The organism is Glaciecola nitratireducens FR1064, from assembly GCF_000226565.1.
GTDB lineage: Bacteria > Pseudomonadota > Gammaproteobacteria > Enterobacterales > Alteromonadaceae > Glaciecola > Glaciecola nitratireducens.
Genome location: NC_016041.1, coordinates 3,262,620 through 3,287,405, shown reverse-complemented (window position 1 = coordinate 3,287,405; position 24,786 = coordinate 3,262,620). Strand labels below are relative to the sequence as shown.

The 24,786-nt window shown below is 42.7% G+C and carries 20 protein-coding genes; 13 read left to right on the top strand and 7 right to left on the bottom strand.

The window, feature by feature from the left end; all coding sequences use genetic code 11:
- The first annotated feature begins 230 nt into the window (after positions 1-230).
- A complete protein-coding gene (cspE, locus tag GNIT_RS14075) occupies positions 231-440 on the top strand; it encodes a transcription antiterminator/RNA stability regulator CspE (RefSeq protein WP_006009840.1) in 210 nt (69 codons plus the stop codon).
- A 374-nt stretch (positions 441-814) separates the two neighbouring features.
- Positions 815-979, top strand: a complete 165-nt coding sequence (locus GNIT_RS18195) for a hypothetical protein (RefSeq protein WP_014109934.1) — start codon at positions 815-817, stop codon at positions 977-979.
- Between the two features lie 582 nt (positions 980-1,561).
- On the opposite strand, the gene GNIT_RS14065 is transcribed toward GNIT_RS18195, so the two are convergent.
- Complete coding sequence (locus tag GNIT_RS14065) at positions 1,562-2,851, bottom strand: O-acetylhomoserine aminocarboxypropyltransferase/cysteine synthase family protein (RefSeq protein WP_014109933.1); 1,290 nt, start codon at positions 2,849-2,851, stop codon at positions 1,562-1,564.
- A gap of 318 nt (positions 2,852-3,169) precedes the next feature.
- Between GNIT_RS14065 and GNIT_RS14060 the strand changes: the two genes are divergently transcribed.
- Together GNIT_RS14060 and GNIT_RS14055 are read left to right on the top strand one after the other, a co-directional pair.
- Entirely contained in the window at positions 3,170-4,552 is a 1,383-nt protein-coding gene (locus GNIT_RS14060; RefSeq protein ID WP_014109932.1) for a M16 family metallopeptidase, read from the top strand.
- Entirely contained in the window at positions 4,536-5,936 is a 1,401-nt protein-coding gene (locus GNIT_RS14055; protein WP_014109931.1) for a M16 family metallopeptidase, read from the top strand. The genes GNIT_RS14060 and GNIT_RS14055 overlap by 17 nt, the downstream gene beginning before the upstream one ends.
- A gap of 192 nt (positions 5,937-6,128) precedes the next feature.
- On the opposite strand, the gene GNIT_RS14050 is transcribed toward GNIT_RS14055, so the two are convergent.
- Entirely contained in the window at positions 6,129-8,252 is a 2,124-nt protein-coding gene (locus GNIT_RS14050) for an NHL repeat-containing protein (RefSeq protein WP_014109930.1), read from the bottom strand.
- 264 nt (positions 8,253-8,516) lie between these two features.
- Between GNIT_RS14050 and GNIT_RS14045 the strand changes: the two genes are divergently transcribed.
- Genes GNIT_RS14045 through GNIT_RS14035 form a run of 3 tightly spaced genes read left to right on the top strand, consistent with a single transcriptional unit; the run spans position 8,517 to position 12,841 of the window.
- A complete protein-coding gene (locus tag GNIT_RS14045) occupies positions 8,517-9,248 on the top strand; it encodes an ABC transporter ATP-binding protein (RefSeq protein WP_014109929.1) in 732 nt (243 codons plus the stop codon).
- Positions 9,249-9,250: 2 nt separating this feature from the next.
- On the top strand, positions 9,251-11,617 hold the full coding sequence (locus GNIT_RS14040) for an ABC transporter permease (RefSeq protein WP_014109928.1): 2,367 nt from the start codon (positions 9,251-9,253) through the stop codon (positions 11,615-11,617).
- Between the two features lie 3 nt (positions 11,618-11,620).
- Positions 11,621-12,841 carry an efflux RND transporter periplasmic adaptor subunit gene (locus GNIT_RS14035; RefSeq protein WP_014109927.1) on the top strand — a complete coding sequence of 407 codons (1,221 nt, stop codon included), beginning with the start codon at positions 11,621-11,623 and terminating at the stop codon, positions 12,839-12,841.
- A gap of 134 nt (positions 12,842-12,975) precedes the next feature.
- Here the strand turns inward: GNIT_RS14035 and GNIT_RS14030 are convergent, their stop codons facing one another.
- The 3 genes from GNIT_RS14030 to GNIT_RS14020 all read right to left on the bottom strand — a co-directional run bounded on the left by GNIT_RS14030 (position 12,976) and on the right by GNIT_RS14020 (position 15,189).
- A complete protein-coding gene (locus GNIT_RS14030; protein ID WP_014109926.1) occupies positions 12,976-13,446 on the bottom strand; it encodes a DUF2271 domain-containing protein in 471 nt (156 codons plus the stop codon).
- Between the two features lie 41 nt (positions 13,447-13,487).
- Positions 13,488-14,774: a ferredoxin reductase family protein gene (locus tag GNIT_RS14025; protein ID WP_014109925.1), complete on the bottom strand. Its 1,287-nt coding sequence runs from the start codon at positions 14,772-14,774 to the stop codon at positions 13,488-13,490.
- Positions 14,775-14,868: 94 nt separating this feature from the next.
- Positions 14,869-15,189 (bottom strand): PepSY domain-containing protein, encoded by a 321-nt coding sequence (locus GNIT_RS14020; protein ID WP_014109924.1) that lies wholly within the window; start codon positions 15,187-15,189, stop codon positions 14,869-14,871.
- A gap of 162 nt (positions 15,190-15,351) precedes the next feature.
- On the opposite strand from GNIT_RS14020, the gene GNIT_RS14015 reads away from it, so the two are divergent.
- From GNIT_RS14015 to GNIT_RS14005, 3 genes are all read left to right on the top strand, one after another.
- Positions 15,352-16,011 (top strand): response regulator, encoded by a 660-nt coding sequence (locus GNIT_RS14015; RefSeq protein ID WP_014109923.1) that lies wholly within the window; start codon positions 15,352-15,354, stop codon positions 16,009-16,011.
- The gene (locus GNIT_RS14010; protein ID WP_014109922.1) at positions 16,008-17,330 is read left to right on the top strand and encodes an ATP-binding protein; all 1,323 of its coding nucleotides are present in this window, start codon (positions 16,008-16,010) and stop codon (positions 17,328-17,330) included. The genes GNIT_RS14015 and GNIT_RS14010 overlap by 4 nt, the downstream gene beginning before the upstream one ends.
- A gap of 184 nt (positions 17,331-17,514) precedes the next feature.
- Complete coding sequence (locus tag GNIT_RS14005) at positions 17,515-18,234, top strand: cytochrome b/b6 domain-containing protein (RefSeq protein WP_014109921.1); 720 nt, start codon at positions 17,515-17,517, stop codon at positions 18,232-18,234.
- A gap of 164 nt (positions 18,235-18,398) precedes the next feature.
- On the opposite strand, the gene gloA is transcribed toward GNIT_RS14005, so the two are convergent.
- Together gloA and GNIT_RS13995 are read right to left on the bottom strand one after the other, a co-directional pair.
- Positions 18,399-18,941 carry a lactoylglutathione lyase gene (gloA, locus tag GNIT_RS14000; RefSeq protein WP_014109919.1) on the bottom strand — a complete coding sequence of 181 codons (543 nt, stop codon included), beginning with the start codon at positions 18,939-18,941 and terminating at the stop codon, positions 18,399-18,401.
- Positions 18,942-19,000: 59 nt separating this feature from the next.
- Complete coding sequence (locus tag GNIT_RS13995) at positions 19,001-19,612, bottom strand: paraquat-inducible protein A (protein ID WP_014109918.1); 612 nt, start codon at positions 19,610-19,612, stop codon at positions 19,001-19,003.
- A 337-nt stretch (positions 19,613-19,949) separates the two neighbouring features.
- Here GNIT_RS13995 and GNIT_RS13990 point away from each other — a divergent pair, with 337 nt between their 5' ends.
- The 3 genes from GNIT_RS13990 to GNIT_RS13980 all read left to right on the top strand — a co-directional run bounded on the left by GNIT_RS13990 (position 19,950) and on the right by GNIT_RS13980 (position 24,745).
- Complete coding sequence (locus tag GNIT_RS13990) at positions 19,950-20,813, top strand: TraB/GumN family protein (protein WP_014109916.1); 864 nt, start codon at positions 19,950-19,952, stop codon at positions 20,811-20,813.
- Between the two features lie 271 nt (positions 20,814-21,084).
- The gene (locus GNIT_RS13985) at positions 21,085-22,350 is read left to right on the top strand and encodes a DEAD/DEAH box helicase (RefSeq protein WP_014109914.1); all 1,266 of its coding nucleotides are present in this window, start codon (positions 21,085-21,087) and stop codon (positions 22,348-22,350) included.
- 238 nt (positions 22,351-22,588) lie between these two features.
- Positions 22,589-24,745, top strand: a complete 2,157-nt coding sequence (locus GNIT_RS13980) for a molybdopterin-dependent oxidoreductase (protein ID WP_014109913.1) — start codon at positions 22,589-22,591, stop codon at positions 24,743-24,745.
- Positions 24,746-24,786: the final 41 nt, after the last annotated feature.

The following is a 24,786-nucleotide window of genomic DNA, read 5'->3' as shown; positions in this document are numbered from 1 at the left end:
TGAGAATAAAAAATTTGCAATGGTGTTTTTTGTGCTACACTTACGGTGTTTCTGAAAAGACAATGTTATTTAGTTTGTTACTGTAAGTGCTATAAACCTCTTTGTTCACCCGCGTGACCTTTAGTTAGACGTTTTTCCATTTGTAAGTAAAATCTCAGTAAGTCATCTTGCCAGGAATTCGAAATGCGCAGCTATTTGCGCGGTTAAATTTATATATATTTGAGGTTTACATGTCTAAAGTTACAGGCACAGTTAAGTGGTTCAACGCCGATAAAGGCTACGGTTTTCTTACACAGGACAATGGCGGCAAAGACGTTTTTGTTCATTTTAGAGCGATCGTTGCTGAAGGCTACAAAACTCTTCCAGAAGGCCAAAAAGTGTCTTTCGAAGTAGAAGAAGGCCAAAAAGGTTTGCAAGCTGCAAACGTTGAAACAATCTAAGTTTCTTATGAGGTGATGCTTCTGCATCGCCTCGTTATCTCCCCCCTCGAGATAAATTGCGTAAATAACACCCTTCAAAAACATCTTCAGCAAACATAAACGAAAACATCTTCAACAAACATCTCATCATATAACTTCATTGCGACAAACGAAAAAATCCCCACGCTTTCGTGTGCAGAGTCATTGAATTTGTTCGTATGCAAAACGTATTAAATCAAAGTCGATCTATTTTTAGAAATACAATGCTATTGATAGAAAGCACGAGGCTGATAGTAATAAAGCTTGCAATGATTAACTCAGCGTTTGACCAATAAATTTCAATCAGGTAGACAAAGCCACCCAATCCACAAAAAATATTGCTAAGAGCAAATTTTTTGACAGGCAGCGATGGCTTTACGACAGGAATGGTGCACGTGATGAATAACAACAAAAATACAATTGGGGCAATGGTATTGAAAATGTACGGTGTCTCAACAGAATGTCGAAAAGCAGTTGTAACCAGTGTCAGTGTTAGAAAAAAAAAGGCAAGCCAAGCATAAGTTCTTTGTTTTAAAAAGCATTCCTTGTTCATAGTAATTTCCTTATTTATGACAGACTAGCAATATAAAAAGAGAGGCTATTCTTAATATGGTTCACAAAGCATAACTCTCTTCTTTTTGAGTTTACACTTCATTTATGTCTTTGATGAAGTAATCAACCCGCCAGACTACAGACGATTATAGGGTAGAGATCTGTTCTGGTCTTGATACATGTCGTGAACATCTGAAGCTGCCCTCAGCGTTCCATCTAACAGTTTGGACCCAAAGTAGCCTATAAAAAATTGTAATGCTCCACCGGATACTTGCTCAGTTTCTGCAGTAGTTAATTTTTTCATGTTTAATTTATCCTTAAATTATTCATTTGATATTGAAGAAAAGTGCATTTTTACAATAATCCGAGTCAAACTGCACTAACCTCGTTTAGTAGTCAATGCGAGCATGCATTAGGTCGATTCGGTTCTATCTCTCGGAATCAAAACTAATAACGCTAGCGTTGCATTTGATGGCGTAGCTCAATCGTTGCGCCACCAGTCATAAAGATAACAGCTACTTTGATTTTTTGCAGCTGAACTAAAGGTTAGTTTATGCTTGGCTTGCAGCCAAAGCTTGTTCTATATCCGCGATAATGTCGTCAATATGCTCGATACCAACCGAAATTCTAACCATTTCTTGCGAGACACCAACATTTGCGAGTTCCTCTGGGTTCAGCTGCCTATGCGTCGTGCTCGCTGGATGACAAGCCAGTGACTTTGCATCACCAATGTTGACCAAGCGCAGGATCAATTGAAGTGCATCAATAAACTTTGACCCCGCCTCAATACCGGTATTTTTGCCTGCTTTTAGACCAAAGCTAATAATGCCAGCCGCTTTTCCACCACAAATGCGCTGACAAGTTTCGTAATATTTGCTTGTTGGCAAAGCGGCATAGTTGACCCAACTCACCGTGCTGTGTGATTCCAAGTAATGCGCTACTTTTAGCGCGTTTTCACAGTGTCTTTCCATTCGCAAAGAAAGCGTTTCTAGTCCTTGCATAATTTGAAATGCGCTTTGTGCTGACAGCGTAGCGCCTGTATTTCTGAGTGGAACAACACGGCACCTGCCTATATAAGCTGCGGGCCCGAGCGCCTCGGTATAAACCACACCATGATAAGATGGGTCTGGCTTAGTCAGCATGGAAAAGCGCTGTGCATTTGCTGACCAATCGAATTTACCTGAGTCAACAACAATGCCGCCAATAGTCGTACCATGACCACCAATATATTTAGTCAGTGAGTGAATAACAATATCTGCGCCTAAGTCAAAAGCGCGGCAAAGGACAGGTGTGGCAACAGTGTTGTCAACAATCAGTGGAACGCCCGCAGCGTGAGCAATCTCAGCCCATCGTTGTATGTCGATAACGTTGCCGGCTGGATTACCAATCGATTCACAGAATAAGGCTTTTGTATTTTCGTCAATTAATGAAGCTAGTCTTGTGTAATCATCTCCTTCTGCAAAGCGCGTCTCGATGCCTTGACGAGGAAATGTATGTGCAAATAAATTGTAAGTACCGCCATAAAGCTGACTGCAGCTAACAATATTGGAACCAACCTCCGCAATGGTTTCAATTGCATATCGAATTGCTGCCATTCCTGATGCCACCGCAAGAGCACCTACACCCCCTTCAAGCTCAGTAATACGCTGCTCTAAAACTGCGTTGGTCGGATTCATAATACGGCTATAAATATTGCCAGGAACCGTTAAGTTAAATAGGTCTGCACCATGTTGAGTATCATCAAAAGTAAAAGACGTTGTTTGATAAATGGGGACTGCTGCAGCTTTAGTTGTTGGCTCACTTGTATAGCCGGCGTGTAGTGCGATAGTTTCTGGTTTCATATTGTTCTCCACGACATTGTCATTAGTCTTTCTGATTGCTTTCATGTTACTACAAAGCTTGTTTCATAATGCTATGAATTGATTATATTATGAACACATAAAAGCAGATTAAAACCATTTATATAATAACTTTTGATCGCCACCTCTTTTCATAATTCAAAACGCGTCTGTTAGTCGCAATGAGTGTCGGTTACATTTGTTAACAAAGGAGATGGACACAAATATTGTGTATTTAAATATGAAATTCTATTATTCCTCGCAAGATTATCGCCATGCCAATCAACTCTCGCGATATCAGACAATTAATCGGAGTCCGACATGCACCAACCAAAATCAAAGCACGCTGCTAGAGTAAGCTTACTTGGCATACTCAGTTCAGCAATTTTGTTGTCATCGTTGCTATTTTCAGCACAGTCACTTGCGGTGACGAAAGCTGAAGATATCAAGCAATTTACCCTCGATAACGGAATGAAAATAATCGTTTTGGAAGATGACTCGATTCCCAACGCCAATATGTACTTATTTTGGAAGGTAGGCTCTCGTAATGAGTACCCGGGGATTACAGGCCTATCGCATTTTTTCGAACACATGATGTTTAATGGCTCTAAAAAGTACGGACCGAAGATGTTTGACCGTACAATGGAAGCTGCTGGTGGTTCAAATAATGCCTATACAACTGAGAATTCAACGGTTTATACAGATTGGTTTCCAGCGGATGCGCTAGAGCTAATGTTTGACCTTGAAGCGGACCGTATTCAAAACCTAGATATCGACCCTGATGTTGTGGAAAGTGAACGAGGTGTGGTTACTTCTGAGCGTTCAACGGGTCTTGAAAACTCAAACTACAGAATGCTGAGCGAACAAGTTAAGGCAGCGGCTTTTCGAGCCCACCCATACAGCTGGTCTGTTATTGGCCATGAGTCGGATATTGCTAATTGGAAGCTGCAAGATTTAAAGGATTATCATAAAACCTACTATGCGCCTAACAACGCGATTGTCGTAGTCGCGGGTGCAGTGAAATTTGATGATGTAAAGCGCCTAGCAAAACAGTACTTCGAACCTATTCCCGCGCAGGCCGCCCCACGAGAGGTGCATACCGTAGAGCCCACTCAGTTGGGAGAACGACGCGTTTACGTGCAGAAAGCATCGGTCACTAGCCCGAATATCATGCTTGCCTATCATGTTCCAGAAACCAAACATGAAGACTATTATGCACTGCAAGTTCTTGCGGGCATTCTAAGCGATGGCGATACGTCCAGGCTAACAAAAGCCTTAGTGTATGAGCAGGAGCTAGCTGCTCAAGTGTTTGCTTTTAGCTCAGAGTCTATTGATCCTAATTTATTTTATTTTTATGCCGTTGCAGCGCCGAATGTTGACGCTAGTGCTTTAGAAAAGGGTTTAATTGCTGAAATTAATAAAGTGATGAAGAACGGCGTTACTGATACTGAACTGCAAAAAGTTAAAAATCGGCAACTGGTGAATTTCTATCGAGAAATGTCAACGATTAATGGTAAAGCGAATACAGTAGGAACCTACGAATTCTATTTTGGTGATTATAACGCGTTGTTTTCATTACCAGAATCATTGAATAATGTTAGCAAAGAAGATGTGCAGCGGGTTGCAAATCAATATTTACGAAAAGCAAATCGTACTGTTGGTGTATTAGCTGCCGAGGAGGATAGCAATGAAAACGATCTTTAATAAGCTATTAATAAGTGGTGTGTCGACCGTTTTGATTAGCATCACGAGTATTGCTAGCGCAGCAGATTTTACATTGCCAAAGTATGAAAAAATGGTGCTTAAAAATGGTTTAACCATCTATTTAATGCAGCAAGATGAAGTGCCCTTGGTTGACGTTGTTGCTATCGTTAAGGCGGGGGCGGTGAGCGACACCAAAGCAGGTTTAGCGCAAGTGACTGCGGGCAATTTATTGTTAGGAACAAAATCGTTGGATAGACAAGCCTTTCAGGAAAAGCTTGATTTTATTGGTGCGCAAACCTCGAGCAGCGCAACACTAGAATACAGTGTTATGAGCGCATCTTTGGCGAGTAAAGATATTGACACGGTATTACCTATTTTACGAGATGTATTGCTTAATCCAGCATTTGACCAAGTTGAATTTGAGCAACAAAAATCTAGATACTTAGCTAATTTGGAACGCCAAAAAGAAAGTCCGAGAGCGAAAGTAGGGCCGTTTTTTAATGCACTTTTATATGGCGATCATGCATATGCGAATTCCGTCAGCGGCACGGTAGACTCTGTGAAAACCATTGAACTAGATGACGTTAAAACTTTTCACAAGCAGTGGTTTAGTCCGCGTAACTCTGCCGTTATTGTTACCGGCGATATTGACCCTAAGGGTATGGCAAAGAAGCTGAAGGCGCTGTTTGGTAAATGGGAAGGTGAAAAGGTGTTAGCCAATGTAAGTTCAACCTTGCCAAGCCCTAAAGAGGCCCGAGTCATTTTGGTGAACAAGTCAGATGCTACAGAAAGTACTTTTTTGATTGGCGGTCCTGGGATTAAACGCAGTAACCCAGATTTTGTTGCGGTTTCCGTTGTGAATACGATTTTAGGCGGCAGGTTTACAAGCTGGTTAAATGACGAGCTGCGTGTGAATAGCGGCCTAACTTATGGAGCACGAAGTTCCTTTTCGAGCAATAAAGAAGGAGGAAGTTTCGCTATTTCTACGTTTACAAAAACAGAGACAACGACAGATGCCATTGATCTTGCGTTGAAAACATACGCTAAAATATGGGAGCAGGGCATCGATGCTGCCACATTAGATTCAGCTAAGGCCTACGTAAAAGGGCAGTTTCCCCCAAGATATGAGACATCCTCTGATGTCGCGTTTTTGTTGGCTGAAATGTTTGTGTACGAATTTGATGAGTCATTTATCAATACCTTTACCCAGCAGGTTAATAAACTTGACGTAGAGCGCAGTAAAGAAGTCATCGCTAACTATTTCCCAAAAGAAAATATGCAGTTTGTGATCGTAGGAAAAGCGGCAGATATCAAGGAAAGCGTTAAACAATATGGCAAAATTACAGAAGTAGATATCAAGGATAACAGCATCAATCTTGATTAAGTTCCGATTCTACTGGCATCTCTCAAAGCATTGTTTGCGAGCACGTGCTTTGTGAGAATTTATCAGTTCAATCAAGCAAAACGTAGCTAACACAATAAAGTCCCCATACTTGCCAAGCTGGCAATCGGGGACTCTTTAAATTTGTATTGCAGTCTTTACTATTTTAACCAACACTGCGTTGATAAACGGCTATCACAGTCTATTGATATAACTTGGCAATACTGCAACCGACTCTGCACCTGAGAGTGGAACACTGCTATTCGCCGCCACATCACCTCCTGCGCTGCTAAGAACATTGTCAAAACGCATGATGATCCCATTCGATTTCTCTGCGACAAAAAGATTGTTACCGTCGTACATTATATCGACCGGATTTCCCAACAATGAGTTCGGCCCTGCAATATTAACAGCAATATCAGTTAAGCCGCTTACACGCTCTGCATTTGGGATAACGTAAATTTTGCCGTCTGTTGGGCTTGCTGCACTGCCCACATCGGACACAATAATAGAACCGCTTGCAGGATCAAAATCAATACCATGCAGGTTAGTAGGTGCCGCAACGCCAACGCCACTGATGGCTGGAATGATGTTCCTATCTTCACCTGTAATTGTTGTCATGCCAGACATCAGCTTAGCAGCGACCTGATCAAATACCGCAATTGTACCGTTGGTCAAAGCTAGGTAGGCTCTGTCAGTTTGTGCATCGTAGTCCACATCCCAAGGCCTTGCTCCATTGGCAGGAACTAGCGTTGCGAGAGGCTTTGCATCGCCTGAAGCACAGGATGAGAATATCTTAATACCGGGGCTTGTTTCATTGTTTTCTGCAACAAAGACTAAACCATTAGCAGATGAAACATCGATTCCTTTCGGTGATATTAAGCCTGTATTAGCCCCCATTATCACGCGATCTCTTGATGTATTGTACATACCGTTGTCACGATCTGTCGCCACTCTACTAGCAATTGCAATACCGCCCATTAAGGTCGCGCTGTTATCAAATGTAGTGTATTGGTCACCGAGTAGGTCAAAGGTCATACTTTCAATATCGATATTGTATGAAAAAGTGGATAAGGTTGTATTTAGTGCGGGACTAAACGTGCTCACGCTGCCGTAAGTAGGACCTGAAGCAACATTGCTGCTAGCTGCGATACCACGAAAACTCACATTGCCTTGGTCTATATCTGACACATCAGACTGCGTTGTCGATGGCATAATCTCGACCAAAGATTCAGGTTTGCTGGTGCTTGACATCAAGTTTGGTGCTATATCTCCACTTTCTCCGGCAAATATGTTGGAATAAATTAATACGGCATCGTTAGATTTTTCTGCCACGCGCAAAGTAGTGTCAGTTAAAATAATATCGACAGGGTTTCCTAACATACTTAAGGGGCCTGCTATTGAACGAGAAACCGCAGTATTGCCGCTCGCCATAGCGGCGTTTTCAATGACAAACAATGCACCATCATCAGGCGAACTTGCTAAACCAACATCACTGACGACTAATTTATCGCTCAGATGGTCATAGGCTATTCCGTGCAAATTAACAGAAATTTGCGTTTGGTTTTCATCGCTTGGAATGATAATTCGAGGCGTGTTGCTCATAAAATTCGAGTCAACATAATTGTCATAAACTTCGATAGTTCCGTTTGTTAACGCAACAAACAATCGGTCGTTAACGTCATCGTAAGCCAAATCCCAAGGAGCTGCACTTAGAACCGTTTCAGAGATCGGGGCGACATCTCCGGCTGCGGCTGAACCAAATACACTAACGCGCATACCGTTAAAGTCAGCAACTAAAACTAAGCCTCTTTGCTGAGCTAAATGGATGCCTTTAGGGTTAATAAGTCCGGTATTTGGCCCTGTAATCTCACGGTCGATGTTCATATTGTAACTATCGTCGCTGCTACGATTAACTACTTGGCAAACACTGCGAAGGCTACCATTTACAGAATCACCGGCATGTACTAAATTGCCCAGAGTATCTATAGCAACTCCTTCATTGTTACCTGAGGTGAAGGATTTTAAAGAGGCTGCGTTTTGATCGATTAAATCGACAGTGCCCGCATTTGTTGGACCGTTATTGCTTAATAAAAATAGACCAGCCGAAAAACCAGGACTGCCGTTTGCACCGTCACTACCATCTTGACCATTCATGCCGTCCTGACCATCCATACCCGCTGGGCCAACAGGTCCTGTATCACCATCGTCGCCATTACAAGCCGTCAGAGCCATTATGACCGACAAAGCTAAGAGTGCTCTTCCGAATTTCAACGATGATGCTTTTGCATTCTTCATGTCACTGCCTATATTTTTCATAGTTATTATCTCCGTATAGTTGTTCTTGTTGTTTCATTTGAGAAGGTAATACAGCAATTAAATTGCCCTCTGCTCAGCCAAACGCGGTAGATAACAAATTGGATGCAAATATATAAGGTCAATAACTGATGCTTTGAATATCAATAAGTCGTTAGCCATTTTATCGAAATATAGGGATGGTCGTGGGTCATCTTGATCTGCGTCAAAATTGGATAAACAAAAACAGGAGATATTTTAGTAGCATAAAATCAAACGAGATCCGACATGTCTGACGCGGCACCCATGCTCAAACCGACACCCACATTGTCAGCACACAATCTGGTCAAAACGTATGTTACCGGTGACGTTGAAGTCAACGCTCTGCGCGGTGTGGATTTTGAACTTTATCCAAATGAAATGGTGGTGTTGTTAGGCGCATCTGGGAGCGGTAAATCAACCTTACTCAACATCCTCGGTGGACTAGACTTGCCAAGCTCCGGTGAGGTTTTTTATGGTGAGCAAAATATAAGTCATGCAGACGAGCGAACGCTCACGCTTTTCCGGCGCGACCACGTAGGTTTTGTTTTTCAATTTTATAACCTTATACCCAGCCTTACTGCTTATGAAAATGTGGCCTTAGTCACTGAAATTGCACCTAATCCTTTACCCCCTGAAGAGGCTCTTAAATTGGTCAAATTAGGTGATAGGATGCATCACTTTCCTTCGCAGTTGTCCGGTGGCGAGCAGCAACGGGTTGCAATCGCCAGAGCCATCGCCAAACAGCCTGATATCTTGTTATGTGACGAACCCACAGGGGCTTTGGATAAACAAACTGGGATATTAGTTATGGAAGCTATCGAGAACATTAATCGTCAGCTAGGAACCGCCACAGCCGTTATTACCCACAATACGGTTATCGGTGCAATGGCAGATCGTATTGTCAATATTTCTGATGGTGTGATATCAGATATTGTCATCAATCAATCTCGCCAGCCAGCGAAAAACTTGGTGTGGTAGCAATGAGTGCCTTAGACCATAAACTGCTACGTGATTTATGGCGCTTACGTGGTCAAGTCATGGCGATTGCGTTTGTGATTGGCTCAGGTGTGGCTACCTTAGTGATGTCACTGTCTACTGTGGAGGGGCTGCAAGCGACCACGGACGCATACTATGAGCGATATCGATTTGCCGATGTATTTGCTCACGCAACTCGGGTTCCTGAGCGGCAGAGACAACAAATCTCTGATATTCCGGGTGTACAGACCGTACAAACTTCTATTACTCGTTACGCTACACTCGATGTAAATGGCTTTTCAGAACCTATTATTGGTCAAATCACCTCTATTCCGGAAAGCGGACAGCCATTACTAAATCAGTTAGTGCTGCGCAAAGGTCGCTGGATTTCACCTGAAAACGATGATGAAATTATTGTCAGCGAACCATTTGCACAGGCTCATAAGCTAGACCTAAATGACCAAATAAGTATTCTAATGAATGGTCATCAGAGGTCGTTTTATATCGTCGGCATGGCTTTAAGTCCTGAGTTTATTTATAGCATTGGTCCAGGTTCGCTATTACCGGACGACCTCAGGTTTGGTGTAATATGGATGAGTCGAGAAGTCATAGAGGCGGCGTACGACTTGAACGAGTCGTTTAATACCATCGCTGTTAAGCTTCTCTACAATGCGCCTGCAGAACCTGTTTTGCAGCACATTGATAATATTCTAGAACCGTATGGCGGAGTTAGTGCGATAACCCGCAAAGACCAGCTTTCAAACTGGTTTGTGATGAATGAAATTGCCCAACAAGAATCGATGGCTACGATATTACCCAGCATTTTTATTCTGGTGTCGGTGTTCCTAACTAATATGGTGTTATCTCGGCTTATCGCTACCGAACGCACGGAAATTGGTTTACTTAAAGCCTTTGGTTACAGCAGTCTGCAGATAGGCTGGCATTATACAAAAATGGTATTGGTAATTTGTCTGATTGGCTTTGTATTAGGCTCGTTGCTAGGTGCATTTTTTGGCCACTTGAATATGATGATGTATGCTGAGTTGTATCGGTTTCCAATCCTCATTTATCAGCCTGGCGTGCAGTCTTTTATGATAAGTGGAGTCATCTCTACCGTTGCTGCTATTGCAGGCGCTTTAGGCGCGGTTTATAAAGCCGTAAAACTACCTCCTGCGCAAGCAATGACACCGCCATCCCCTCCAGTTTACAAGCACGCAATTAAATTTAATACCGTATGGGGTAAATGGCTCGATCAACCCACTCGTATTGCGCTTCGTCAGATAGGCCGATGGCCTGTTCGCTCTTTTCTTACTAGCATTGGCATTGCTTTTTCTACAGGTCTTATCGTTATGAATCTGCAGTGGACGGATTCATTATCTCACTTATCTCGGGTATATTTTTTCGAGGCTCAGAGACAAGACATTATGCTCGGTTTGACTGAGCCTGTTGAAATGCGAGCAATTCATGAATTCAAAAAGCTGCCTGGTGTATTAGACGCAGAGCCTATGCGCTTTATTAGTGCAGAGTTTCATTCTGGTAGTGTTTCTCATCGTGGAGCTATCAATGGCATCGAGTCTGGTAGTCGACTCCAGCCGATATATGATGATGCAAAACACACCACCGTGCCTGTCCCTGAGAACGGTTTGATGATGTCTACCCGCCTGGCGCAAAAGCTAAAAGTAAGGGTAGGGGATCTGGTTTGGGTAGATATTTTAGAAGGTCGCCGCCCAAGCGTTTTATTGCCTATTGTTGGACTGTTTGAAACCTTCATTGGCACTCCTGTGTTTATGGAACTGCATGCCTTAAATCGCACAATCAAGTCTTCACCTAGTTTTGCTTACGTAAATTTGGTCATCGATGATAATTATCAACAAGAGATCTTTACAACATTAAAAAACACACCTCAAATTAGTGCAGTTATGATGCGACAAGCTGCGCTTGATGCATTCAATCAAACTATCATCGAACATTTATATGTTTTCATTTATATGTTCGTTGGTTTAGCGGCAGTCCTTGCATTTGGTGTAACCTACAACAGTACACGTATCGCTTTATCCGAAAGAGCTAGAGAATTGGCTACGCTACGTGTATTAGGGTTTTCTAAAGGGCAAATTTCATATGTATTATTGGGTGAAGTTATTTTTCTTATTCTTATCGGTTTACCTATGGGCTGCGGAGTGGGTTGGTTGCTCGTTCTCACTATGGCCAATGCTTTTGATACCGAAATGTACCGAGTTCCATTAGTCATAGAAACATCTACCTATGGCTTTTCGATAGTGTTGGTGATTATCTCCACCGCCATTTCTGCAATGATTGTTCGCAGTAGAGTGAATCGTCTCGATTTTATTAAAGTGCTTAAAACTAGGGAATAAGTTATGAATTTTCAACGTTCTCGTGCCCTACTATGGCTTGTTATTACTGCTGTGCTGATCATTGCGCTGTCATTTACTTTTTGGCCAAAGCCAGTCATCACTGATATTGGCAAGTTGTCCAAAGGTGATTTACGAATTACCATTAGTGAAGAGGGCAAAACCCGCGTTCATGATGTGTATGTGATGTCAGCACCAGTAAGTGGATATCTGCGCAGAATTGAGGCCGAAGTGGGTGATCCCGTCTCCCATTCGCAAACGGTGATTGCCAGCATCGAGCCTATTGATCCCGCTTTTTTAGACCCTCGGACTGAAGCGCAAGCTAAAGCAGACGTTGACGCTGCAACGTCATCCACTGAATTTGCTCGCGCAAATGTTGAACAGGCACAAGCTGAACTGGAGTTTGCCGAAGCTGAGTTGCGCCGTATGCGCGAATTGCGCAGCAATAACAGCGTCTCACAAAGAGAGTTAGATAACGCACAGCGGGACTATAAAACGCGCCGCGCTGCGCTTTCTACATCTCAGGCCAGCCTGCAAATGAGCTTATTTGAATTAGAACGTGCGAAAGCGGTATTGATGTCTCCAGCTGCGTCGCAACTATCCCGCGGAAGCTGTGAGTGTGTGAATATTTTGTCACCGATAGATGGAAGAATTCTGAAAGTGCTAAATAAAAGTGAAGGTGTTGTTGCCGCAGGTACCCCGCTTGTTCAGATTGGTGATCCTAAAAATTTGGAAGTCGTGGTGGAATTGCTTTCATTCGATGCCGTGAAAACAAAGCCAGGTCAAAACGTATTGATTACAAACTGGGGAGGAAATAAGCCTTTGGTAGGCAAAGTTATTTTAGTTGAGCCTATTGGTTTTAAAAAAATATCAGCCTTGGGGATCGAAGAGCAACGCGTTAATGTCATTGTCGATATTCACAGTGACTTTTCCGAATGGGAACGACTAGGGCATGCGTATCAGCTAGATGTCGATATCCTGCTATCGGAGTCTAAAGACGTTCTTATAGTGCCCATCACGGCGCTTTTTCGTGACCAGCAAAAGTGGGCTATTTATGCCGTCGTTGATGGTAAAGTTGAAAAGCATCATCTTGAACTGGGTAATATGAATCACTTTTTTGCAGAAATCATTTCTGGTCTTGAGGAAAACCAAGCTTATGTGTTGCATCCAAATGATCAAATTGTTAGTGGAGTTAGTGTTATCCAGCGAGTCTATAATACTCAATAGAATGGATGAATTAAGAGCAGTGCATTAGCATTTAAGTCGCCGCCAACCTGCTCTAAACAGTCCATTTTTTGCGCTTTAGCTACTCGCTTGCAGCAGTTATAAGATTACTGTTCAATAAGCCTCGCTGACACAACTCAAAACACATAGGTAAATGAATAAACGTAGCCTTCGCCATTTATAGGTGTTGCTGCGCCTTTGGTCGTTAAGGGAGCAATAATATCCGCTGGCTTATCGCCCATGTCTTCTACCGCTGAATCTACGCGAACTTGGTAGCCGCTATCAATAAACGAAGGATCTAAATCCACCGTAATTTGCAGGGTTTGACCACGAGAAACACTTGCGCCTGTCATTCCATCGTATTCTGAACGCCTCATCGCGCTCCCCTGCGCCCAGTCTCTCAGGTGTTTGAAATGTTTGCTTTTTTTTCCGGAAACCCAAAATGTTTTCTGGTACACACCCGCTGAATCGGTGAGGTAAATTGCCAAGTACGCGCCATCACCACGGTAATCGCTTAATGTAGTGGTAAAAGTAACGTCCTTGGCCTGGGTGAAAAACGGAAGCATTACTGCCGCCACTAGCCCTGTTCTTAAAAGTAATTTTTTCATGCTGTACCTCTGATTTAATTCATCGTTAAATTTCTTGAATTCTATCTAAACTCGAAACGCTCTTGATGGAAACGCACTGAAGCCTGATGATTTTTTAGGGCTTTACGCAAAGCACCTGCTAAACCTTGTGGTCCGCAAAACCAGATATCCGCTTTTTTGGAGTGGATCTGCAGTTGTTCGGCGTTCAATCGCTGACCTTTTCGATTGTCGTAAACTATCAGCGTTATTTGCGGTAAGTTTTCAGCTAAGTTTTTCAATCTCAATACATTGGGATCCCCTTGTACTGTTTGAGTACAATAATGCAGGGTCACCTCTGGGTATTTTTCTTTTCTCATATACATACGGTTTTCGAGGACAGCAAGAAACGGAGTAACACCAATCCCACCTGCTACCCAAATTTGCTGAGCCTTAGCGCGGCCATTTTCAGGCTGAAAGCGTCCATAGGGGCCTTCAATGGTGACTTTGCTGCCACTATTTATGTCATTTGCTAATGTGCGGGTGTAATCTCCCAACGCCTTAATTTGAAAGCTAAGTAAACCATTTTTCTGATCTGCTGATGATAGTGTAAATGGATGCGCGCCTTCGCCCGAATCGAAGCTTACTAGGGCAAACTGACCTGCTTTGTGCCCTGGCCAGCATTTACCCATATCGCAGAACACCTCAATCGTATTTTTAGACGCTTGCTTTACGCTTTGAACCAGTCCTTTCCAACGATGGGTTCTTCCAATTTGGCCTGTCAACGATTGTACGGTAGCGATTATGCCTCCCATCATCAATACCGCCATTAGCCAACCGGTGGCTTGTTGCCACCAAACCATCGGGGCTAGTAATAAGGCATGAGAAGCTAGTGCAATATAAATAAGCGGCATGACACGATGCAGATATCGCCAAAAACGATAGGGGATCCATCTCACAAGCGTAATTGTCACTAGTGCAATAAGCAGATAAAGACTCGGCTCTCCGAGATCTTCAGCCATATCTTGCATGTCATCCAGTAGGCCCGTAAAGTCAGATTCCCTCAGACTACGGTCTTTTCCAAAGAGTGTTTTTAATACATCATCAGCCATCTCGATAAGCCAGTGGCCCAGCGCAAAAATCACGGCCAATATACCCGTCCATTTGTGCAGGTGGTACATTTTGTCAAGTCCGCCTAATATACGCTCAAGGTACGCTGGTCTTGTAGCGAGTATCATCGTAATGGACATAAAATTGATGGCAAGAAAGCCACTAAGTGTCAAAAAATGTTCGTAGCTAAGCCCCCATTGCCAGATACTTAGTTGCAATGCCAGCAGTAGCAGCAGGCTAAGGCGTAGACGCAAATTGGTCATGTGTTGACTCCTTTAGCTAAAGATTCCATTCTGTAATTTGTTTCTAATATTCAACTGAAGGTAAAATTTCATGTAACTAAGAATTCCGTTGCAGTTAATATGTATTCGCGTTTTTATCAAGGTAATCTTCAGCCGAGCCTTGTGCGTTAAATTCTATTTCGAGTTTAGATATACTCAGAGAGGCGGGTAGAAATATCGCCTCAAAGCGGTTGCCCAAGGTATCAAGCCCTTTAGCCTCGTAGCAGCCGTCGTCTATCTTGATCCGGTTAACTTTCCAGCCTTTTATCTCTAACTTCTTTTGTAAGTTTTCCTGAGGCTGCCACTTATCAATAGGGTCATTGCAGCTATCGCTTGCAAATGATGCTGCACTTGTAAGAGAACTTGCGATGAGTAGCATGTGAAAAATTTTATTCATGGTGTATCTCCGTTTTTTGATTGATATGTTAGTGTTATAAGACTCTACCGGAGGTTCCTGACAGAGGGCTGAATGGTGAACTTTTAATATTGAGGAAAAAATAAAATCTATTCAGGTGACTGTCAGAAAAAAGGAATAAGCTGGTTTTTTTAAGGACGTATTATGCGAATACTCATACTGGAAGATACCGAAGGTCTCGGCGAAGCGATCCGTGATCAATTGCAGGATGAAGGCTACGCTGTTGACTGGGTTATGCGTATAGAGGCGGCAGAAAGCTGTTTGCGCAGCACGCGATATGATTTGTTGTTACTAGATCTGATGCTACCTGACGGCTCAGGATTGAACTTCCTACAAAAATTAAGAAAAACCAGCTCCTTCCTACCGGTCATTATTATGACAGCGAAAGACCAAATAGCTGATCGTATTAGCGGGCTAAATGCCGGCGCCGATGACTATTTGGTTAAGCCCTTTGATCTCTATGAAATGACCGCACGCGTCGCTGCGGTAGCAAGACGCTACAGCGGTAACCCCAACCCGAATATTATATTGGGTGAGTTACGTGTGAATTTAGCTGATAAAACCGTCTGCCTTAAAGACCAAGCAATCGAGCTAACATCGCGTGAGTGGGCTATTTTTGAAACCTTTATACAAAAACCGGGACAATTACTGACTCGTGCACGTTTAGAAGATGCTCTTTACGCCTTTGGCGCTGAAATTGAAAGTAACACTATAGAGGTGTATATCAGCCGCTTGCGCAAAAAATTAGGCAAAGGATGCATTGAAACAATCAGAGGAATGGGATACCGGATGCCACAAAAATGAGACCGATAAGCTTACAAAAACAGCTTGTTTTGCGCCTTCTAATAGTGGTTGCTTGCTTATGGGTGCTAGGATTAGTGATTGCAACAATGCAGTTAAACGAAGAACTTAACAAAACCTTTGATAGTGCCTTGCAAGAAACCGCAGAGCGAATCTTACCATTAGCGTTAGTTGAGATTTACAACCGCGAAGAATCGAAATTATTGCAACAGTTGCCTGCATTAGGCGCTCACAAAGAACGCTTAACTTATCAAGTAAGAAATGCCGCGAACCAAGTTTTACTGCAATCACACACTGCTCAGCAACATGACTTCAATCTTGCCCTTCGAGATGGCTTTGAAAGTCAGGATGGCTATCGGGTTTTTACTGTTTCAGCCGTTCAAGGAGCCTACTTTATACAAGTAGCCGAGCCTCTCTCTCATCGTCGAGAGGCTGTTTTACACACCTTATTGATCATGGCTATTCCCTTGTTGGTGTTATTACCATTGTGTTTGTTAATGGCTATTTTTTTGGTGCGCCAAGTGATTAATCCGGTTACACAATATGGTAAGCAATTAGCACTCCGTGGCGCTGGCGATCTGACTCCTATTATTCCTGAGCATCTTCCACTTGAGCTTGAGCCAATGACACAAGCAGTTAACCAACTTATGCTGCGTTTACAGACTGCGCTTGAAACAGAGCGTCATTTTACTGCTAATGCCGCGCATGAATTACGCACTCCACTGGCAACCATGATGGCGCAAACTCAGCGCTTAGAAAAAACACTAAGTGATGAAGCGTCACGCCTAAAAGCAGGTCAGTTGGTTGTTACCCTGAATCATCTTGTGAGCCTATCCGATAAGCTTCTGCAACTCGCTAAAGCAGATAGTAGCGGGCTACTTACCGATAAACCTGAAAACTTAAGCGCGCTGTTGCTATTGATTGTTGATGAGTACGTGCGGTCGGGAAAACACGATATTCGTCTTCAGCTTCCTGAGCAAGTGCTTATGGCCTGCATAGATGCGGATGCCTTCTATATTTTGGCCAAGAATTTGATTGAGAATGCGGTAAAGCATGGCGATGCGAATGAGTCTATCCATGTTCAGTTAAGCAATAAAGGTGAATTGCGCGTTGTTAATGCCTGTGAGCCCTTAAGCGCTGAACAGTTGAAACGTCTGCATGAGCGTTTCTTCCGTGCATCTAGCAATACCTCAGGTTCTGGGCTTGGCCTAGCTATTGTCGAAGCCTTGGTAAAAGGGATCGGAGCGCAATTGAAGTTCTTGTCACCAGCGACTGATTCTAAAAGGGGATTTGAGGCTGTAATTCAGTTGCCCATTCAGTGATTAACACAAACAAAAAAAATCGTGCTAAATAGCGAGTCTTCTTTTTGAGGCTGATTCTATTGGGACCTTTGCTAATCTACTTGAAATCAATATGAAGGCTTAGTTTATGCTGTAGATCAATACTTCAGACACTAAGCCCGCTTAAACTAAAACAATGTATTTTCTAACTACCATGAGGTGTTACATGAACCGTCAATTCCAACAAGTCTATGTGTGGAGTAAATATCTAAGACTCTTTCACTGGATTAATGTATCAGTCGTGATGCTGCTTATCGTGCTAGGGCTAATTATTTTCAATGCGAGTACCTTAGGGATAAGTAATGATGGCAAAATTTTACTGAAAACCATTCATGTCATTGTAGGTTATGTCTTTGCAAGCAATTTAGTTATACGGATTGGAATGGGTTTCTTCGGTAAGGGCTATGAGCGTTGGCGCAAAACCTTGCCCTTTGCCAAAGGTTTTACTGCAGAGCTAGCCGATCTTAAACAACAACCCGATAAAAAACATAAAGGGCATAACCCATTGGGTAAGCTAATGGTAGGCGCATTACTGCTTTCAATGTGTATCCAAATGGTGAGCGGCTTAGTTATCGCCGGAACCGATATTTACTATCCGCCTTTAGGGCAATATTTTGCTAAAAGTATTGCGGTTGACAGCAGTAAGGTTGAGATGATTAAACCCTACTCAAAAGAAAATGTGGATGAACAAGCCTATCAAGCCATGCGCGAAGTTCGGAAACCGTTCATCACTGCTCATGTTTATACTTTTTACTTCTTATGTTTCTTGATCCCTCTTCATATTATCGGGGTCATTATTAGTGAACGTAGGGAAAAAACAGCTTTAGTTTCCTCCATGATAAATGGTTATAAGTACCTGCCTAAGCAAGAACGGGAAGATAAGTAAATTTCAAAGCACTAAAATTTGAAGGCGAAGCAAACTGAACCCTATGGCTGAACTAGACAACAGATTGTCGTCATTCAACACAAGGTTTAATTTGCTCTGCTTTATGTTGCGCATTCCCACTTGAGGGACCCTTTGGCGCGTAATATCGGCATTTATTACGAATGCTAGCCTAATAAATCAGGCAAGCGGGCTGGTGTGAAAATCTCAATCCAATAGCCGTCGGGGTCTTTGATAAACGCAATGCCTTTCATGCTGCCATCGTTCGGTTTCTTCTTAAATTCAACGCCTAACGACTCAAATCGTTTGCAGGCGGCGTCGATATCAGGCACAGCAAAACCAATGTGGCCGAAGCCTTTAGGCTCTTCGTTACCGCTGTGATAAGACACACTGTCATCGCTCTCATCGCCCCAATTGTGGGTTAGTTCTAGCATGGCCGGGCGACTGAAGGTTTGTACAATGCGTTGGTTTTTATCACTCGACCAATCATTTAGCTGCTCTGGTGGAATCGACGCAAGAAAATATAGCGTGAACTTCATGTCTTCAAAATCTAGTCGCTTGACTAGCGTCATGCCTAGTACTTCGGTATAGAACTTGAGTGTGCGCTCAGGGTCCTTAATTCTAAACATAGTTTGATTAAATACAAACTCATGAGTAGCTGGATCGTGATGTTCGGTTAAGCCTTCGGCTTGATCAAAATGACGACTCATGTTGGTCTCCTTTTATTTTTTATAAGATTATTTTAGTTCTACGATTTTTATTTGTTTTTCTATTCTTCAGCCTTCGTTTTTAAGTAAGTTCTACTTTCCAACAGTGTTTGAGCTCGCTCTATGGCTCCTAACATTAACTGAGAACCAATGAGTGAAACAACGCAGTATGCAACGAAATAATAAAATCCAACTCCAACATTTGACAGTGTTTGTGTGCTGATTTCAAAGTCTAGGGACATGCCAAAAAAGGACAGCTGATTTTGCTGTGCAGTTTGCCCATGGTCAGTTGAAAGTACGGCAAGAAAAATAGCGACGACGAACACATCAGCCATTGACCATTTGCCAATTATGGCGACAAACTTTGTTATTTTACGCTGAAATTCACTATTATTTGTGAAGTAAGCAGCTATTATGAGACTCGTTTTTGTTAGTGGAATAACGACAGAAAAGGAAAATATTAATACGGCTACAAATATCCTATCGTCATTTAATAACTCTTGAACTGTTCCCATTATGGAAAGCTCTTTAGTTACTAATTCAGAAGAGATTGTGGGGCCTGCAAGATTAATCGCTAACTCCATGTTCAATGTAAACATAGGCGCTAAAATACCGGGTATGAAAAGCCCAATTGCGATAACGCTCAGTAAGAATCCAATGTGTTTTTGAAGCAATGTGCTTACCTTCATTTTAAGTGAGTTTAAAGTGGCGGCGACTCCACGATAACGGGTTAAAAAACGAGTCACCTTTGTCGTTATTTTAAGATTGTGCCACGGACAGTCCATTTTGTAATCAGCGTTACTCACTGAGGCTTAAAAAATGTGGATATTCGGTTTTTATTTTGCACTTTTGTGATTGAAATGCCTTTTTTATTCGTTTTCTTTTTTACGTTTGTGAGTCGTATCTTTGATAGTTTTTCTTTTCAGGCTCCAAATCAGTCGTTAATATCATTCAGCATTCAATTTACGTTATTTACCATTAGGCCAACCGGCCACCTAAATAGAGATACAAATGACAATATTTAAAAAAATAGCGATAGCAGCGCTTTTAGCTGCATCAGTCTCAGCCCAAGGAGCTTCAGTATGGAAAGTCACTAACGGCGAGAATACAGTGTATTTTGGCGGTACGGTTCACATATTAAAAGCCGATAATTTTCCCTTGCCTGCAGAATACGACAAAGCTTATGCAGCCTCTGATAAGCTCGTTTTTGAGTCTGACATTGAGGGAATGCAAACCTCTGCATTTCAACAGAAAATGATGTCAAAAGTAGTTTTGACGGACGGAACTACTTTGCAAACTCGCTTAAATGAAGACACATACGCAGCATTGAAAACCTATTTAGATGAGAAAGGGATGCCTATTATTAACTTCAATTCACTTAAGCCCTCAATGGTGGCTTTGACGATAACTATGCTTGAGTATCAGGCCAACGGGTTCGACCAGGATGGTGTGGATCAAACTTTTTCGACAAAGGCAAAAGCAGACGCAAAACCAGTTGAATGGTTTGAATCTGTGGATGAGCAGCTAGCGTTTATCGTAAATCTAGGCGGCGATGATGACAATGCAATTATCAACTACACGCTAGATGAACTAGAAAGCTTACCGGCATTAATTGACGACATGTTAGTAAGTTGGAAAGAGGGTGATTTAAAAACGCTGAACAAGACGATTATTGAGGACATGGCGGCATCGTCACCGCAAATGTATAACGATTTAATCGTAAAGCGAAACAATAACTGGATGCCAAAAATCATAGGCATGTTAGATGATAAGCCGACTGAGTTCGTGCTCGTTGGCGCTGCGCACTTAGCGGGCAAGGACAGTATTTTTGCTAAATTAGAGGCCAAAGGCTACAAGATTGAAAAAGTAAAATAGGCCAGTGATTAATAGCCTGCTTCGAACAAAGCGATAAATATAGGCGCTAAAAAAGGAAGGAGAGCTAATTAGACGGTTCTATTTTCACTCTTCACAAAGCCTTTATGATGCCTGATAAGAAGAGCAAAACACTGCATTTTAATTGCGGTGTTTTGCATTCTGCTGTACCCTCTGCGCCCTTAGTATCAGTTAGCCATATAAAAGTGATATCGCTAGCCGACCCCTACTTAACAGCGTGTTAAGTTCTATCAGTTTTCAAACGAGTAAAAGCATGTCATTTAAATCCTTAGGATTATCCTCTCTTGTCCTTCAAGCGGTAGAAGAAAAAGGTTATAAACAACCGTCACCAATCCAGGAACAAGGGATCCCGGTTGTACTAGAAGGCAAGGACATCATGGCCGCTGCTCAAACTGGTACTGGAAAAACGGCGGCGTTTACACTACCAATACTCTCTATGTTCGAGAATACCAAACCTGCTTCGGCAAACAATGTTAAGGCGCTTATTTTAACGCCAACGAGAGAGCTTGCGGCTCAGATCGATGAAAATATTCGCTACTATGGCAAACATTTAAATCTGAAGACGCAAGTTGTGTTTGGTGGAGTGGGAATTAACCCGCAAATGATCAAATTGCGCAGAGGTGTTGACGTTTTAGTTGCAACGCCGGGCAGATTAATGGACTTGTATCAACAAAAAGCAGTGAAGTTTTCTGAGCTTGAAATATTAGTGCTTGATGAAGCCGACCGTATGTTAGATATGGGCTTTATTCATGATATTAAGAAGATCATGGCGTTACTTCCTAAGAAGAGACAAAATCTGCTCTTCTCTGCTACGTTTTCTGATGACATTCGAAAGTTAGCGAAAACGATCGTAAATAATCCGGTAGAAATTTCGGTTAATCCAAAGAACAGCACTGCAAAGGCTGTCGAGCAGGTGATTATTCCTGTTGATAAAACAAGCAAAAACAAATTGCTGAGTCATTTAATCAAAGAGAATAATTGGCATCAAGTGTTGGTTTTCTGCAGAACTAAACACGGCGCAGACAGGTTAGCTAAATTTTTAATCAAACAAAATATTACTGCCTCTGCAATTCATGGCAACAAGAGCCAAGGTGCTAGAACTAGAGCGTTAGCCGATTTTAAAAGCGGTGGCGTTCAGGTGTTAGCGGCAACGGATATTGCTGCTAGAGGCATCGATATTAGTGAGCTTCCACAAATCGTTAACTTCGATTTACCTAACATTGCCGAAGACTACGTGCATAGAATTGGTCGCACAGGCAGAGCGGGTGCCACCGGTCACGCATATAGTTTTGCTACAATAGAAGACAAGAAAAATATTAGCGAAATACAAAGCTTGATAGGCGAAGTGATAGCAACTGAGATCATTAAAGGTTTTGAGCCAACCGAGAAGTTAGCGCCAGTAGCGCTAAAAGCACAAAAGCCGAAGCGCCCCAAAAAGCCAAGAAACCCGAATGCTGATGCTGCAAATGGCAATCGCGAAAGTCGTGGAGATAGACCAAAACAGCCTAGAAGAAAGTAAGTGCACGAGTTAATTGGTTTATATCACTAGACCGAAAATGTGACTCTTCTTTTCTATTAGTTAGGGCGTGATCAACGCCCATGCTATGCACTATAGTTGAATGCTCTTAAACCTGAAAGGCTTCGAACTCGATTGGAAGCTTTGCCTTTGCTCACTTGCTCATAAATATCAATGATGCTTGTATATAATCCACTTACCCGCTAATTTACTGTTATTACCACTTAAATTGGCATTCAACATGACTTCAGGCTCGGTATCAACAGAACAAAAACATTATTCCACGTGTACTTTATGCGAGGCGATGTGCGGTATCGAAGTCACTACCGACAAGCGTGAAATATTATCGATTGTAGGTGATAAAAAGAATCCATTTAGTGAAGGCCATGTTTGTCCTAAAGCCATGGCGCTAAAAGACCTGTACGAGGATCCTGACCGTATCAAGATGCCGTTAGAGCGAACCGCTGAAGGTTGGCAAGAAATTCCTTGGGAAGAGGCTTTAGATAAAGTAGCGACGGCGTTGTTTGAAACCCAGCAAAAGCATGGGCCTGAATCAGTCGCTACGTATTTAGGTAATCCTAACGCGCATAACATGGGATCGATATTGTTTGGTCCCTATTTCTACCGTGCATTGAAGTCACACAATCGGTATTCCGCAACCTCGGTTGATCAGCTTCCACATCACATTGTGAGTCGACAGCTGTTTGGTCATCAATCGCAAATCCCGATCCCTGATATCGACCATACTCAGTATTTTATGATCATTGGCGGTAACCCTTTAGCGTCAAACGGCAGCATTATGACTGTGCCACATATTAAACGCCGTTTAAAAGCAATTCAAAGCAGAGAAGGCAAGGTAGTTGTTATCGATCCTAAAAAATCTGAAACAGCTGATATGAGCAGCGAGCATCACTTCATAAAGCCTGGCACTGACGCACTATTGTTACTTGCGATGATCAATACTTTGTTTGCCAGTGATAAAGTGACGCCAGAAAGACTGCTTGAATTTGCTCCTCATTTACTAGACATTGAAGCCTACGTAGCGCCTTATACACCACTAAAAGTGGCAAGCAAAATAGGAATGACACCTGCACAAATTGAACACTTGGTGAGTGACTTTTGCGCCGCAGAGTCTGCGGTTTGCTATGGCCGAATGGGCGCCAGTGTGCAGGCATTTGGTACATTGACCCAATACTTAATCATGTTGTTCAATATGCTAACCGGCAACTTAGACAGACGTGGTGGCATGATGTTTACGCAACCCGCCGCCGACTTTTTGCCTCACTCTGGTCGCGGCTCTATTGGCAACTTTCATACCCGTGTGCGCAAGCTACCAGCCTTTGCTGGGGAGTTTCCGGTTTCCGCCTTGGCGGAAGAAATGACAACACCGGGCGAAGGCCAAATAAAAGCCATGGTGATAGGTGCAGGCAATCCTGTACTAACTACGCCGAATGGGCAGCAGCTTGATACTGCATTTGAAAAGTTAGATTTTGTGGTGGCAATCGATTTCTTTATGACGGAAACGGCGAGGCACGCAAATATCATTCTGCCGCCTGTAACGGCTTTAGAGCGTGACCACTATGATATTGTTTTTCATAATTTCGCTGTACGTAATAGCACCAAGTATTCGCCTGCAATATTCCCACCTGAAGCAAACAGCAAAACTGACTGGCAAATATATTTAGGCCTAGCCGAACGACTCGATAGCTTAAACGGTTTACCGACGGACAAGTATTCGGTGCTGTGGGATAAAACGCCGACAGGTGTGATTGATGACATGCTGCAAACAGGGCGTTATAAACACGCAGATAAACCCATTAGCATAGCCACTTTGCTAGACTTGCCGCATGGTATCGACCTAGGGCCGCTGCAACCTGACTTACCCGACGCCATTTTTCATACCGATAAAAAAATCGACATGAGCTTCGATTATTTTATGTCAGACTTAACGCGTTTAGATAAGCACTTTTTTGAAAGCCAAACGCCGGATGACGATAGTTTACAGCTTATTGGTCGTCGCCATTTGAAAACCAATAACTCTTGGCTTCACAATAGTCAGCGCATGGTAAAAGGCACAAACAATGGCTTATCTCGCTGCACTGCACAACTTCATCCTGATGATGCTGCCAAATGGTCGATCGAAGACAAGCAAATGATTAACGTAAAATCGCGGGTGGGTGAAATTAGCTTACCGGCTGAAATTACCGATAAAATCATGCCGGGTGTTATTTCGATTCCTCATGGATGGGGCCATAACAAGAAGGGCATGCGTTGGCAAGTTGCGCAGCAGCATGCAGGCGTTAGCGTTAACGATTTAACCGACGAAATGGTGGTCGATGAATTGTCCGGCAATGCTGTGCTTAATGGTGTACCTGTGTGGATAAAGGCAAGCGCTTAAATCGCTGTTCGGCAAGAGCTTCAGAACGGTATGGACTGAAG

Bases quoted from the DNA above. Each gene is read 5' to 3' on its own strand.
- GNIT_RS14065 (WP_014109933.1), bottom strand. From the start codon at position 2,851: ATGAAACCAGAAACTATCGCACTACACGCCGGCTATACAAGTGAGCCA.
- GNIT_RS13990 (WP_014109916.1), top strand. From the start codon at position 19,950: ATGACAATATTTAAAAAAATAGCGATAGCAGCGCTTTTAGCTGCATCA.
- GNIT_RS14045 (WP_014109929.1), top strand. From the start codon at position 8,517: ATGTCTGACGCGGCACCCATGCTCAAACCGACACCCACATTGTCAGCA.
- cspE (WP_006009840.1), top strand. From the start codon at position 231: ATGTCTAAAGTTACAGGCACAGTTAAGTGGTTCAACGCCGATAAAGGC.
- GNIT_RS14015 (WP_014109923.1), top strand. From the start codon at position 15,352: ATGCGAATACTCATACTGGAAGATACCGAAGGTCTCGGCGAAGCGATC.
- GNIT_RS14010 (WP_014109922.1), top strand. From the start codon at position 16,008: ATGAGACCGATAAGCTTACAAAAACAGCTTGTTTTGCGCCTTCTAATA.
- GNIT_RS13980 (WP_014109913.1), top strand. From the start codon at position 22,589: ATGACTTCAGGCTCGGTATCAACAGAACAAAAACATTATTCCACGTGT.
- GNIT_RS14005 (WP_014109921.1), top strand. From the start codon at position 17,515: ATGAACCGTCAATTCCAACAAGTCTATGTGTGGAGTAAATATCTAAGA.
- GNIT_RS14060 (WP_014109932.1), top strand. From the start codon at position 3,170: ATGCACCAACCAAAATCAAAGCACGCTGCTAGAGTAAGCTTACTTGGC.
- GNIT_RS14055 (WP_014109931.1), top strand. From the start codon at position 4,536: ATGAAAACGATCTTTAATAAGCTATTAATAAGTGGTGTGTCGACCGTT.
- gloA (WP_014109919.1), bottom strand. From the start codon at position 18,941: ATGAGTCGTCATTTTGATCAAGCCGAAGGCTTAACCGAACATCACGAT.
- GNIT_RS13985 (WP_014109914.1), top strand. From the start codon at position 21,085: ATGTCATTTAAATCCTTAGGATTATCCTCTCTTGTCCTTCAAGCGGTA.
- GNIT_RS14035 (WP_014109927.1), top strand. From the start codon at position 11,621: ATGAATTTTCAACGTTCTCGTGCCCTACTATGGCTTGTTATTACTGCT.
- GNIT_RS14040 (WP_014109928.1), top strand. From the start codon at position 9,251: ATGAGTGCCTTAGACCATAAACTGCTACGTGATTTATGGCGCTTACGT.
- GNIT_RS14030 (WP_014109926.1), bottom strand. From the start codon at position 13,446: ATGAAAAAATTACTTTTAAGAACAGGGCTAGTGGCGGCAGTAATGCTT.
- GNIT_RS14025 (WP_014109925.1), bottom strand. From the start codon at position 14,774: ATGACCAATTTGCGTCTACGCCTTAGCCTGCTGCTACTGCTGGCATTG.
- GNIT_RS14020 (WP_014109924.1), bottom strand. From the start codon at position 15,189: ATGAATAAAATTTTTCACATGCTACTCATCGCAAGTTCTCTTACAAGT.
- GNIT_RS14050 (WP_014109930.1), bottom strand. From the start codon at position 8,252: ATGAAAAATATAGGCAGTGACATGAAGAATGCAAAAGCATCATCGTTG.